We start from the raw sequence: 12,799 nt of genomic DNA, 5'->3' as shown, positions 1-12,799 counted from the left end.
GGTTCCCCCTTGACCTGCATCCCCCCCTCCCGAGATGGCTGGGGCCGGCTTCGGCCCCTGATCTTTCGGTTCGCGAACTCCGCTTGTAGAGCCGGCCGCGAATCCGTTGGCGAGAGTCGTTCCGGGCGGCCTCCCGTAGCAAGGGAAGCCCACCCGTCGGGATTCACTCCAGCCGACGGACGCTTCGCCACAATAGACAACCTGAACCTCCTATTCCCCCTCAGCGAAATTTTCCACATCGCGGAGGGATCGAGTGATGAAACGACTCAGATCCGACCGAAAGGTTGATAGTGACCCGCGATCGTCGCCTGAACCGTGACGAGGGTCGCCGCCGTTCTGAAAAGCAGGTGCCGCCGAAAGTCGATCTGGTGCTCCCAGTAGCTCTTCTTTCCCGAGAAGGGCAACGACGGCGGTCGATTCTGTCCCTTGTGCCCTTCGGGTCGCACGGGCCGGGCCTCCGAAAGGCGGCACCTGCTTTTTTTTCCTGACGAGGCTTCCACGCCTCATTCCGGGGCTCAACAGCTCCCACCACCTGGCGAGGCGCAACTCGTCTCGGTAGGCTAAAAGTAGCCGCCACAACTCGCGTGTCGCGGCCCCATCGATCGAATCCTCCGGGATGTACCGTCCGTGTCCACTTCGCCGACTCTTCCGACCGACGGTCCACAGCGGCTGCTCATCTCCTTGGCCACCTTCAACGAGGCGGGGAACCTCCGCCCGCTGGTCCAGGAGATCCGTCAGTTCGCCCCCCACGCGGCGATTCTCATCATCGATGACAACTCCCCCGACGGCACAGGGGCGATTGCCGAGGAGCTCAAAGCCTCCTTGGCCGAGATCTCTATCATTCACCGGCCGACCAAGCTCGGATTAGGCTCAGCGATGCTCGACGCGATGCGGTTCGCCATCGAGCACGATTACGATGCCTTGCTCAACCTCGACGCCGATGGCAGTCACCCTCCCGAATGTATCCCGGCCCTCCTGGCCGGCATGCGCGACCACGACGTGATGATCGGGTCTCGCTACATCAAAGGGGGAGGGGTGGAGGGGGAGTTCAACCTGAAGCGGAAGTTCATGAGCACGGGGATCAACTGGTACGCCCGGCTCTTGCTCGGCCTCAAAACGAAAGACAACAGCGGCGCCTACCGCTGCTACCGGGTCTCCAAGCTCAGACAGATCGACCTGAACCGGATCCGGTCACGGGGCTACTCGTTTCAGGAGGAGATCCTCTTCTGGTGCCGGGTCGTCGGCTGCCGAATGGGAGAGACGCCGATCCTGTTCAAGAACCGCCGCTCAGGGATCTCGAAGATCAACCAGCGTGAAGTGATCCAGGCACTCCGGATCATTCTCCAACTGGGAGTCGACCGGGCGCTGGGAAAGACCCGGATCGAACCTTCGACATCACAATCGGCTTGAAGCCGCCAGATGACGAAGGACGACAGGCGTTTTGATAGGCAAGGGGGGCTTTGCAGCCCCGGTGGGGCTGCAAATCGTGAACAGAACGATCCTGAAACTCTGCCGCTCGTTGGGGACGACCTGAGCGAAGGCAAAGGCCAGCGCCTAGACGGCGTCATACTCGCGGACGGTCACATAAACTTCCTGGCAAGTCTCGGCGATCTTGTCTCCGAGCCCGTGGTGCTTGGTTTCAAGCTGGCTGGAGTACATACCAAGAACCTTGCAGAGGAAGGCTCCATGACACGAGTCGGTCTCGCTGCCGAGTTGTTCCAACGACTCTTCGATCTGGTCGGCCAGGTAGAGCAGGAACTGGGCCTGTCCCTTGACGTCAGCCAATGAGCGAAAAAGGTCGGGGGAAATGGACCCTGCGGGAGACGTCTTCGAGGAGGGATCGACCGATGACATCGACTCACGACCTCGCATGTAAGTGCTTTCTTCAGTCCCGTTGACGAGCTCGTTCATGCGCCGTCTCCGTTCTGACCTTCAAACGAGCCCAAAGTGCCCGCCTTGTGGTCGTCGAAAGAATCGGCCGTAGGATGGTCGAAGGAGTTCACGGTGTTGTGGATGATCGTCTCGAGTTGACCGCACAACTCGCCAACCATTCGCATGTTTTCACACTCGACGGCCAGGTTGGAGGAGTGCATCTCGATCAACTGCCGGATGAAGATCCGCGTCCCCGCCTCCGGTTCCTCCTGGAAACGCTCGACGTCGGCCACAGCCGCCCGGACGAGGTAATCCATGAACTGGAGCTTGCCCCGAATGGTGGAGCAGAGCTTGGCGAGTTGAGCGTGTTCCGAGGTGTCTTGCGTTTCCGTCAGTTGTGACATCCTTATCATCTCTCCCCGACCTTTGCGGCCGGATGTTCGATGGAACCGTGCCCTTCACGTCTCGGCCGGCATTGTCCGCGTCGAACTCCCTGGAGAGAGTCGACACTTCCTTGTGGTCTATCAGAATAGCAGCGGACAGGTTACCGCGGAACTCTTCAGTCCGCAAGCAAAAACTCAGTGCAACGAAGAGAGGGGGATCCGTTCTTTATCGGAGCCGAACCACACGATCCAATAGAGAAAAATAGGGGGATCACTCCGAATTCAGCCCAGAGGAGAGCAGTAAGCGCGGCGCCGGGGACCTCTACCCACCATCAAGGCCCAGCCCATTCGACTCTGAAGGATAAACCCATCTCTTTTCGCCCGCGCGGCCTTCAGTCGACCAGCGATATGTTCTGGCCTCACGGCCAGCTCTACTTCTGCCCCGAGGCAGGATCAGGCAATCAATGCGCTGGCATCGGGATCCAGCGGGGGACGATTGCGCCAGGCTTCCACTTGTTCCGGGCGCGAATGTCGTCATCGCTCAACCGCTCGGGCTTCAGGTAAACGTAATAGTCGTCGGTTCGTTCGAAGAGGTCATCGGTGGGCTCCGCAGACTCGCTAACAACCATGACGCTTGTGAAGCGGATGTGGAAGTATCCGGGAATGAGCTCGTCGTAGCGATCGGTATCAATTCGAAACGTAAAGGGGACGAGTCGGCGGCCATCCCGGACTTCCTGTACGCGGTCCGTGTCGGCCCCCGCCCGAAGCACCGAGATCGGTTGCCACCCGTGGTCGATCTGAACGAAGGCACGGAGTTCGGGTCCCAGGACGAAGAACGGCTTGTCGGGTGCGAAGTTTTCGAGGTAGACGGTAACCTCGTAACGGCCGTCAGGCTGGTAGACGACGTCGTGAACGTCGGCGCGAAGCTGTTGCATGGCGAGTTGCTCAGACTTTTTCCGTTCCGTGACCCTCCGCTCGATCGCCTTCCGCTGGAATCGGCCCGACACACTGTCGAACGCGTAGAGCACACCAGCGACCACGCCAACCCATCCGAGGAATTCGAAGAGGAACCTGGCAAAACCAGCCCCCGGCGGAGTCGGCTCCGCCGGGGTCAGCGATCCCGGCGCAGCCTCGAACGGGCCGTCGACGCCGGTTGGCGAGGAGGTCGCAATGTCCACCTCGGGAAGGCCAAGTGCGGAAGTAAGGTGAGATACCTCGGCAAGAACGCGGGCCGTACGCCGGTCGGAAACAAGGCGGCCTGAGCGGAGGGTCACCACGCGATCGGCCTGAGCTGCCAACCCCTGGTTGTGGGTCACGACGATCAGAGTCGTCGCGTTTGACCTGTGAAGCTCTTGCAAAAGGGTGAACACTTCCCACTCGGCCTCTTCGTCAAGGTCGTTGGTCGGCTCGTCGGCCAGGAGCAGAACCGGCCGGTTGATCAAAGAGCGTGCGACGGCGACACGGCGTTGCTGCCCCCCGGAGAGTTCCCCCGGATAGGCATCCCAGCGTTCGGCCAGACCGACCTGGCCGAGCAGATCCCGGGCTCGTTCGTAAGCCTCCCCTTCATCCAAGGCATCGAGAAGGGCGGGGAGGGCCACATTGTCGATCGCCCGGAGATTCGGGAGCAGCCCGGCAAACTGAAACATGAATCCCAGGTGGTGTGCGCGGAAGTCGGCCAGCGCCGCGGGGGAGAGTGATTGGAGGGCCGTCCCTCCAATCGAAACGGAGCCCGCCGAGGGGCGGCAAAGCCCCCCCACCATTCCGAGGAGTGTCGACTTGCCCGACCCCGATCGCCCGCAGATCACCACGAACTCGCCGGGTTCGATCTCCAGGTCCACCCCTTCCACTGCGACGATCGGTCCACGTAGCGTCGAGTACGTCCGGCCCAGGCCCCGTGCGGAAACGAGCATCAGGTCCCCTCTCCACGGATCAGCGCATAGGGTTCGGCTCGCCCCGCACACCAGGCGGGAAACACCGCCCCGGCCACACCGACTGCAGAACAGAGGACAATGCTGACGCCCCCCATAACGATCAAGGCCGCCGGGCCAGGCAAGACGAACGGAATCTTATATTGCTGGAATTGGTAGCCGATGGACCGTTCAAAAAGAACTAAGCCCCCGGCCCCAAGAACCACACCCGAGATTCCCCCAAGGCCGGTCGTCAGCGCGGCCTCGGCCAAGATCAGGCGGACGACCTGGAGCGGGCGCATCCCCACCGCCAGCAGCAAGCCCAACTCGCGTCTCCGCTCGTTAAGAAGCCCGGTATAGAGGGCACCGACCATCAGCGCCATGGTCAGCAGGATCAGACTTGAGAAGAGGACCGACCCGCCCAAGACCAGGAGCAGTGCTTGGCGGACGGAGGTGCTCAACCCATTCCCTGCAACCACCTGGACCTCGGGCCGCCGCGCCGCGGCGAAGCGGAACTGCTCGGGGGTCGCCCCGACCTTCAGCCGCACAAGCAGAGCCGTGGCTCGATCGGTGTCGAGGCCCGTCGCGAACTCATGCCCCGTAAACTTTTGAGCCGCCACGGCTACCTCAGAGACCGTCTCGAACGAAGCAAAATAGGCGCGTTCGAATGACCCGACCCCGGTGAGCGCGAGCCGACCGTAGACGGTGAAGTCGCGATTGAAAAGCTTGACCGTACTGCCGAGGGATTCAGGCCGCCGGCCGCCGACGATCAGGTCGTTCCGGCGCAAGGGTCGCCCCAGGCTGTCGATCAGCCAAGGGCGGACAGTGAAGTCGCGGACGGGATCGAATGCGATCAGATCCTCGTGGCCACCATGCGATGAATCGGCGCTGGGGAGTCCGAAATAACGCTGAGGCGCCGCCACGTCGACTCCGGGAAGCGCGGTCAGCGCCGCGATCGTGGCAGGATCGATGGTCGCTTCAGTCGGCTCGACCGTCAGAAGCGCAGTGGTGAGGTTAACGGTCGTAGCCTTGGGGACGACCATCAGGTCGGCACCAAGGCGATCCAGGCTCGTGCCCATGCTAACTTGGATCGCCCGGCAGAGGACCGTGGCCGTAAAGACCGAGGCCCCCCCCACCGCGACCGCCAGGGCCAGCAAAGCCGCCCGCACGGGACGATGGCCCAGCCCCTGAATCGCCAGACGAAAGAAGAGGCGAGCGTCACGTGGAGCAATATTCATCAGATTCCCGACCCAGCATCATGGTCAACCCAAAGAATCCGTCGGTCCGATGTTGACAACGGGAGACCGCTATTTTTGAGATATCCTGATTTGCTGTGTATGTCCCGAGTTCAAAAGCAGATGCCGAAAGGGCGAACCGTCACGGAGCTTTCCCCTCCGCCTCGCTCGAACCCGAGGGGAAGGGGGGATGCGAGTCGGCCAATGCGATCCGAAGCAGCGCGGACTGAGCGTGCTCCGACCGCCCCCCAAGGAGCGGACCTCACGCCACCCACAAACCGGCGGATCAAACCTGGCAGACGCGGCTGAACTTCAACTCGTGCCGATTCTTCGGCACAAGAACGCAGTCGTGATGCCCACCGAAGTTGGGCATATAGCCAAGCGGCTCGAGCGTGTCCTGCCGGAACGCGAAGAGGCCCGACTCCAGACGCTGGAATCCGCTGAAAATCGCGAAGACAAACTTCCCGCAGGGAGAGACCGCCAACGTCTGCAGATCAACACCGACATTTCTAAATTTTTTGATTATTTTCCATGAGGACGTATCAGCGACGAAGATGTCGCTCCGCATCGGCTTGGGTCGAAGCACGGTGAAGAAGCATTTGGTGCCGTCGACCGAGAATCCGATGTGGAATGGGGAAGGGTATTCCCCAACCCATTCCTTGTCGCGGAGGTACGTCTGCCGCTTCCAGTTGCGAGGGTCTGAGTCGCTCACGTCCATGACGGCGACGTTGTTGGCCCGGAGGTTGTTCATCATGCAAAAAACCGCCGGATCAACGATGGGATTGAAGCCCGACTCGTGGATCGGATTACTGATGCCTTCGAGTGTCACCTCCCACGTATCCGGATTGCTGCTGACCTTCTTGAGCGGATAGTTGTCCTTTCCCTTCTCGTCGGCACTCACGAAGCAGACCGGTTCCCAATTCTTGCGGTCGATGATGATGCAGCCACCGCACATCCGCAGTCCGAGCATCGAGAACCGATCGCGCGGATCGTGGAGGGCAAAATCAAGCCCGGTGAGCGTGTGGGGGGAATCGCCCGGGATTTGGCCGCGTTCGACCAGGAGTTCGGCCATCGGGGCCATCTCGTAATTGATCTTATTCCCCTTGGTCCCGCGATAGTTGTAGAAGCCGTCCGCAGCGTGGAGCCCGCCCCCTTCTTCCTTCCCCGCCGTGAGCCGCTGAAGGCGGATCGTCCCCCCTTTGATCCAGGTCTCGCCCAGGTAAGGCGAGTTGGGCACCCAGTCGGCCTTGAACGCGGCGAGGACCTTGGTCTTCTCGAGAGGCCCCTTGGCCCGGTTGAAGAACGCAGCCACATCCTTCTGGCCATCGGCGCAACTAACCTGGATTTCTCACCAGGGATTGAATCGGGCTGCCTTGCGTGTCATAGGTGGAATTGCGACAACCACTTTTGACACCGAACCAAGGCAGCCCGATGGCTACAGAGTGTAACTCGACTTACCTCGACTTTTCCATCCTCGGTCACCGCCAAGTGCTCGCCGATTTTGACGGGGGCGCCATCTCTTCCGACGGCGGTGCACTTCTGCTCCGTCAGATCGAAGCCCGCACCGGGATCATCCGCCAGTTCGCCGCCTGCTTTACCGACCATCGCGATCCTGACCTCGTCGAGCACCCCCTGGAACACCTCCTGGCCCAACGCGTCTATGGTCTGGCCTTGGGCTACGAAGACCTCAACGACCACGACGATCTCCGCTGCGATCCGTTACTGGCCACCGTCGTCGGCAAGACCGATCCCACCGGCCAGGACCGGCCACGGCTCCGCGATCGCGGCAAGCCGCTGGCTGGCAAGAGTACCCTCAACCGCTTGGAACTGACCCCTGTCGGGGCCGACGGACAGAGCCGTTACAAGAAGATCACCTGTCAGACCCATGAGGTCGAACGGCTCTTCGTTACCCTCTTTCTTCAGGCCCACAGCCGACCCCCCGAGCGGATCGTTTTGGACCTCGACGCCACCGACGACACGGTCCATGGCCGCCAACTTGGCCGCTTTTTCCACGGCTACTACAAGGGATACTGCTATCTCCCGCTCTACATCTTCTGCGGCGACCACCTGCTCTGTGCCCGGCTGCGTCCCTCCGACATTGATGCCAGCGCCGGCTCGGTGAAGTCCCTCAAGCGGATCGTCTCGCAGATCCGCCAGGCGTGGCCTCAGGTGAAGATCCTGATCCGCGCCGACAGCGGGTTCTGCCGCGAGGAGATCCTTCGCTGGTGTGAGGACAACGGCGTGGATTACCTGATCGGCCTGGCCAAGAACACCCGGCTGACGGCGGCGATCGCGACGGAATTGGCCCAAGCACGCCAGCAATTCGAGGCGACGAAACAGCCGTCCCGGGTCTTCGCCGAGTTGCGTTATCAAACGCAGAAGACCTGGAGCCGAGAACGTCGGGTGGTGGCCAAGGCCGAGCATCTGGGCAAGGGGGCCAACCCGCGGTTCGTGGTCACGTCGCTCACGGTCGAGGAACGAGCGGCGCCGCCGCTGTACGAGCAAGACTACTGCGGTCGCGGTGAGATGGAGAACCGGATCAAGGAGCAGCAACTCCATCTGTTCGCCGATCGGACCAGTGCCCACACGATGCGTGCCAACCAGATCCGGCTGTTCTTCTCCTCGATCGCCTACGTGTTGCTGGAGGCGTTGCGGCGGCTGGGGCTGGCGGGAACGGCGATGGCCGAGGCGCAGTGCCAAACGATCCGTCTGAAGCTCTTGAAGATCGGGGCGTTGGTGCGGGTGACGGTTCGCAAGGTGTGGGTGAAGTTCTCGAGCGGTTGTCCGTATGCGGAAGTGTTTCGGCGTGTGCACACCAACTTGGCGCGGTCGGGGCCCTTGATCCCGAGGTGCTGAAACGAGGAGACCCAGTCAAATGAGGCGGGAAAGCCCCTCCCTGAGGAGGGGTGAGGATCGGGGTGCGCCCCCGCCTGGGCGCGGGGGCCTGAGGAACCAGGTTCGCGTTGGCGTGAAGAGGTCCGATCAGGTCCACGCCGACGTGATGAGCAAGCGGGAGACCACGCAGGCCGCGGGTGGCGGGGGCGAGCCGTCGAAATCGTCGAGCGATCGGACCCCGAAAGAATAGGGTGAGAAATCCAGGCTAAATCCACTCGCGTCGGGGAACACAGTCGTGTGAACACCCAGCCCGATCCCCGTAGTCTCGGCCACGTTCTCCATCAACTCCATCTGGCCGGACTTGCCGTCGTAGCGGACGCGGTAGAGTTGATTACCTTGTCCATAGACCGGGTCGAGCAGTCCCATCTCCTTGATCCGAGTGGGAATGCCGTACATCAGCACATTCTCACTCCCTTGGCTCGAGTTGATGAACTCGAAGCCGTTCAACGGATCTTTCTCATCGTCCGCCGGATACGCGCAGAGGTGGTGGGAGATCGGACAAGTATCGCCATAATTCCAGTACGAGATCCAGGCAACCTGTTTCATCGTCTGGAGATTGACGGCGTGGGTGCCTCCTCCCAACTTGGTGGGTGAGAGCAGGAGGTAAGGGGGCAGTTCGATCTTGACCCCGCCCATATCCGTGGGTTCGTGTTCCAGCTTCGACGAATCGTCGGCGGTGCCGACCGCCCTCAGCCCTCGGTAAGCCCCCAGGCCTGTCAGGCCGGCGGCCCCATACTTGAACAGTCGGCGACGCGAGAGCTTTTTGTAAAAAGGTGTCGACACTTTGACGGCCTCCTTTGAAGTGGAAGACTTCCTCGGAATGGCGGATGGAGTGTGCGAAATGCAGGTCCATCTCAAGTCAAAAGAGGGAATCCTCCCCTCCCGTTCACAATGCGAACGGGCAGCCCGTGATCAAGGGGCCGGGCATCCCGGAAATATCGAGCGGGCGCTCTTCGATCATCACCAGCCGGGCGATTCGCCGGCCGAGATCACGCAGTCCATCAGCGGAACAGCCGGGCCAGAAGCCATTGACCGTGCCGTCCCTGGTCAACAACACCACATAGCCGCCGTTCTCAACCCCGAAACGGCGGATCAGCGTACACTCCGGATCGGCCAGGACGGGATAGGGGACTTTCATTTCATCAGCATACTCAAACGCTTCCTCGACCGTGCCGTCGATCACCGCCGCGAATCGAACGCTGCCGCGATAGAGCTGCTCGACGCGGCGGAAGAACGGTTCAAACTCGACGTTGCAAGGGCACCCTACTTTCACGAAGACGAATACCACGGCTTGGCCCGCGCTGAGCTCCGTCCAACCACGCTGGCCCCCGTCATGGCCCTTGGCCTCGAGGTCGGCCAGGTTCCGATCGGTCATCGTGTTGGAGGCAAGGAGCTGCCGAGGTGACACGAAGTGCACAACACGCGTGCTCAGCTCTCCCCTCGTTTGCCGTACAACCTCCGACGTCCGGCCCCAATCAGGCGAAGGCGACCGGCGAATCTGCCATCCGGCAGTTCCACCCACGATGAGGGCCAGGATCAGCCACGGTGTCAGGCTCGACCGCCTCAATCGCTGAATCCGACCACGAATAGTCGCCATTCGTTCATTTTCATTCTTGAGCCAGCCCCGAGTGAATAGGCAACACCCAAAGATCGTGATCGTCCCAGGTGGCCCAAATCGCGTGACAGACAAGAGAGTCTGTCGATAAAATGGCGAATCAGATCGGTGGAATTATCAGAATTAACATTTGGGACAATAATCACTTTGGGTCGGACCTCGCAACACTTTTTTATCCCGAGCACCTGGTTTTGGCCCTGAGCGGTTGTTGAACCGAAGGAAGTGGTTGCAGCGAACTCTGACTTTTCGAGAACTCGCCGATGCCCTAATACTACAGCGCTAAGTCGTATCCCATTTGCATTGGGGCAACCCTGTAAGTTTGATGCCCATCTCATGCAACTTTCGCCTTGTCCGCTTGGTGTGGCACCGTTGCGCCACGGCGTTTCGACGCTGCGCCCGCTCGATCTCTTCGGAGGTCCGCTCCAGAAGCTTTCGCGGAGGACTCAGCCCCAACCACCAGAACGGGATCAGCGCCGCCATCGCACTGTGGACTTGGCACTCCGTCAGACCCGGATTTTTCCCCCCCGAACTTCTGTCGCATCCGCGATAGGAACAAGTAGCTCAGGCAACTCAGGATCAGGTGGCGTTTGAGCCCCTGGTAGCGGCGGCCCTCATACTGATCCAGTCCAATCTCGGACTTCTGGTCTTCGAAGCAGCGCTCGACGCGCCATCGCGAAAACCCGACCAGCAACAGCACCTGCACCGACGTCTCCTCGGGGGCGGCGCCGACGAAGAACTTCAACTCCGCCGGGTTCAAGACGTCACGGGCGGCAACCAGGTGCAGCGGCTCGCCCGGTAACCCGTCGGCGCCCACGGGGGAAAACCGCAGGTGCTTGACTTCCCAGACCATCGGCCCCTTGTGCCCATCCTTGACTCGCCACTGGACCCAGGGCTGGTTGCGAAACCCGTCTTGATCGAGCATGGCATCAACCCGCCGAGCCGGTGTGCTGCCGCTCGCCAGGCGAGGCGTCTTGCGGCCGCGGCCCCGCCCGTGCTTACGGTACTTCCTGGTCACGACACGCGGTGCCTTGATCCAGCCCATGAAGTTCCGCGGCACCTCGCCGACGAACTTCTGGCGACGGGCCGAAAGTCCCCGCAGGAACTCGGGCTTGCCGCCGTAGCCCTCGTCGAAAGTCATCCAATCGAAGTGCAGGCCGTTGCCGGTGGCGCGGTCGTAGAGTTCCAGGGCGATCGTCCACTTGGGCCGATACACCATGTCGTCGGGGATGCCGGCCTCGCGGCAGCGGGCGCGGTCGAGGGACCAGGATTCCGGCAGAAACAATTCGCCGTCGAGCAGACAGTGAAAGCCCTCACGAGCGTAGGCGAGGTGGACCGTGACGATGCAGTTCTCCTTCTTGCCGACGGAACCGCACCACTGCCGCTGCACGCCGGGGGTCTTGTCCCCCTTCTTGACGTCGCTCGTCTCATCGAAGACGCCGATCGCGTGGGGACCGGCGTGCTCGTCGCGGACGATGTGCTGGAGCCGGTCGCGCGTCCGGTCCTGGTCCCAACAGTGCTGGCTGAGGAACTCCTGCAGGGTCCTGACCGGCACGCCGGCATTAATGGCAATCGGTTCCACGCTCTTCTCGGGGATATCCGAGAGCTGGCCGGAGACGTAGACCGGCAGATGGGCCCGCGTGTCTTTGCGCGGGAAGCAGTCATCGAACCGCTTGAGGAACTTCTTCAGCGCGGGCTTGAGCTTGCGAATCTGTGGGATATCCATGCTCGTACCTCCATAAACCATGAAGGCAAGCATACTTTCGCAATGGCCGGCGGATCAAGACGCTACAACTTGGCGCTGTAGTACTAAGATATTGCCGGATTTGGCGATTCGTGCGAGTCCCCCACCTCCAGGCGGGGGATGTCACACCGAAAGTTGATTTTCCTGAGGATCACGGCCCGCCCACGAGTTAGGATGCCAGGCGTGGCGCGATCGATCGCTTGGGAAATCGTTCGATTCGCTCTCAATACCAATCAGGGAGACTCATTATGGACCTGAATCGCCGCCAGATGCTCTTTGCCGCAGGCGCCGGCCTGCTCGGTTCGGGATCGTTGTCCCGTGCCTTCGCCGCAGACCAAGGGAGCCCGAAGAAGATCCTCTTCTTCACCAAGAGCTCGCGATTCATCCATCCGGTGGTCCAGCGCAAGGGGGATAAGCTCGCGCTGGCCGAGCGAATCCTCACCGAGATCGGCAAAGAGCACGGCTTCGAGGTGCACGCCACCAAAGACGGGCGGGAGTTCGAGCCCGACAAGATCGGCCAGTGGGACGGCTTCGTCTTCGAGACGACGGGTGACCTGACCGTGCCCGGCGACGACAAGAGCCCGCCGATGTCGAAGGAAGGCAAAGCGGCGTTCCTCGACGCGATCCGCCAGGGCAAGGGCTTCGTCGGCATGCACTGCGCCACCGACACCTTCCACAGTCCGGAAAAAGGTCCCCTCGATCCTTACATCGAGATGATCGGCGGCGAGTTCATCGTCCACGGCTCGCAACAGAAGTCGCGAATCGTCGTGGCCGACCCCGAATTCCCGGGCGTCAAAGCCTTCGGCTCGTCGTTCGAGATCCTCGACGAGTGGTACGCCCTCAAGAACTTCCAGGACGACCTCCACGTCATCCTCATCCAGGATACCGGGACGATGGAGAAGACCGAGGGGAGCAACAAGGCCTACGACCGACCGAACTTCCCCGAGACCTGGGCCCGCATGCACGGTAAGGGGCGGGTCTTCTACACTTCGATGGGCCACCGCGAAGACGTCTGGGAAAACCCGCTCTACCAGGGCCTCTTGATCGGCGCCTTGAACTGGACGACCGGCCGAGTCGAGGCCAGCGTCGAGCCCAACGTCACCAAGGTGACTCCCGGCTACCTCAAGCACCCCTCCTGAGCCCACGCTCAC

12 protein-coding genes are annotated in these 12,799 nt (G+C 61.5%); 3 read left to right on the top strand and 9 right to left on the bottom strand.

Going from position 1 to position 12,799, the window contains the following annotated elements; genetic code table 11:
• Nucleotides 1-266: 266 nt before the first annotated feature.
• The gene (locus SINAC_RS07200; RefSeq protein ID WP_015245021.1) at nt 267-446 is read right to left on the bottom strand and encodes a hypothetical protein; all 180 of its coding nucleotides are present in this window, start codon (nt 444-446) and stop codon (nt 267-269) included.
• A gap of 181 nt (nt 447-627) precedes the next feature.
• Here SINAC_RS07200 and SINAC_RS07195 point away from each other — a divergent pair, with 181 nt between their 5' ends.
• Nucleotides 628-1,410, top strand: a complete 783-nt coding sequence (locus SINAC_RS07195) for a polyprenol monophosphomannose synthase (RefSeq protein ID WP_015245020.1) — start codon at nt 628-630, stop codon at nt 1,408-1,410.
• A 144-nt stretch (nt 1,411-1,554) separates the two neighbouring features.
• Here SINAC_RS07195 and SINAC_RS07190 read toward each other — a convergent pair whose 3' ends face one another.
• From SINAC_RS07190 to SINAC_RS07170, 5 genes are all read right to left on the bottom strand, one after another.
• Nucleotides 1,555-1,911 (bottom strand): hypothetical protein, encoded by a 357-nt coding sequence (locus SINAC_RS07190; protein WP_015245019.1) that lies wholly within the window; start codon nt 1,909-1,911, stop codon nt 1,555-1,557.
• Nucleotides 1,908-2,276, bottom strand: coding sequence for a hypothetical protein (locus tag SINAC_RS07185; RefSeq protein ID WP_015245018.1), 369 nt, complete (start codon nt 2,274-2,276; stop codon nt 1,908-1,910). The genes SINAC_RS07190 and SINAC_RS07185 overlap by 4 nt, the downstream gene beginning before the upstream one ends.
• Before the next feature lie 440 nt (nt 2,277-2,716).
• Nucleotides 2,717-4,165 carry an ABC transporter ATP-binding protein gene (locus tag SINAC_RS07180; RefSeq protein WP_015245017.1) on the bottom strand — a complete coding sequence of 483 codons (1,449 nt, stop codon included), beginning with the start codon at nt 4,163-4,165 and terminating at the stop codon, nt 2,717-2,719.
• Nucleotides 4,165-5,400, bottom strand: a complete 1,236-nt coding sequence (locus SINAC_RS07175; RefSeq protein WP_015245016.1) for an ABC transporter permease — start codon at nt 5,398-5,400, stop codon at nt 4,165-4,167. Before SINAC_RS07175 ends, SINAC_RS07180 begins: the two co-directional genes overlap by 1 nt.
• 283 nt (nt 5,401-5,683) lie before the next feature.
• Nucleotides 5,684-6,709: a hypothetical protein gene (locus SINAC_RS07170; RefSeq protein WP_015245015.1), complete on the bottom strand. Its 1,026-nt coding sequence runs from the start codon at nt 6,707-6,709 to the stop codon at nt 5,684-5,686.
• 119 nt (nt 6,710-6,828) lie between these two features.
• Between SINAC_RS07170 and SINAC_RS07165 the strand changes: the two genes are divergently transcribed.
• Complete coding sequence (locus tag SINAC_RS07165; RefSeq protein ID WP_015244773.1) at nt 6,829-8,253, top strand: IS1380 family transposase; 1,425 nt, start codon at nt 6,829-6,831, stop codon at nt 8,251-8,253.
• Nucleotides 8,254-8,379: 126 nt separating this feature from the next.
• On the opposite strand, the gene SINAC_RS07160 is transcribed toward SINAC_RS07165, so the two are convergent.
• From SINAC_RS07160 to SINAC_RS07150, 3 genes are all read right to left on the bottom strand, one after another.
• Entirely contained in the window at nt 8,380-9,075 is a 696-nt protein-coding gene (locus SINAC_RS07160) for a hypothetical protein (protein ID WP_015245014.1), read from the bottom strand.
• Between the two features lie 103 nt (nt 9,076-9,178).
• A complete protein-coding gene (locus tag SINAC_RS07155; RefSeq protein ID WP_020465756.1) occupies nt 9,179-9,889 on the bottom strand; it encodes a peroxiredoxin family protein in 711 nt (236 codons plus the stop codon).
• 349 nt (nt 9,890-10,238) lie between these two features.
• Entirely contained in the window at nt 10,239-11,630 is a 1,392-nt protein-coding gene (locus tag SINAC_RS07150; protein WP_015243925.1) for an IS701 family transposase, read from the bottom strand.
• 266 nt (nt 11,631-11,896) lie between these two features.
• On the opposite strand from SINAC_RS07150, the gene SINAC_RS07145 reads away from it, so the two are divergent.
• Nucleotides 11,897-12,787, top strand: coding sequence for a ThuA domain-containing protein (locus SINAC_RS07145; protein ID WP_015245012.1), 891 nt, complete (start codon nt 11,897-11,899; stop codon nt 12,785-12,787).
• The last annotated feature ends 12 nt before the right edge of the window (nt 12,788-12,799 follow it).

The organism is Singulisphaera acidiphila DSM 18658 (assembly GCF_000242455.2).
GTDB classification, from domain to species: Bacteria; Planctomycetota; Planctomycetia; order Isosphaerales; family Isosphaeraceae; genus Singulisphaera; species Singulisphaera acidiphila.
The sequence above is the reverse complement of the archived record's forward strand: the minus strand, read 5'-3'. Positions and strand labels throughout refer to the sequence as shown.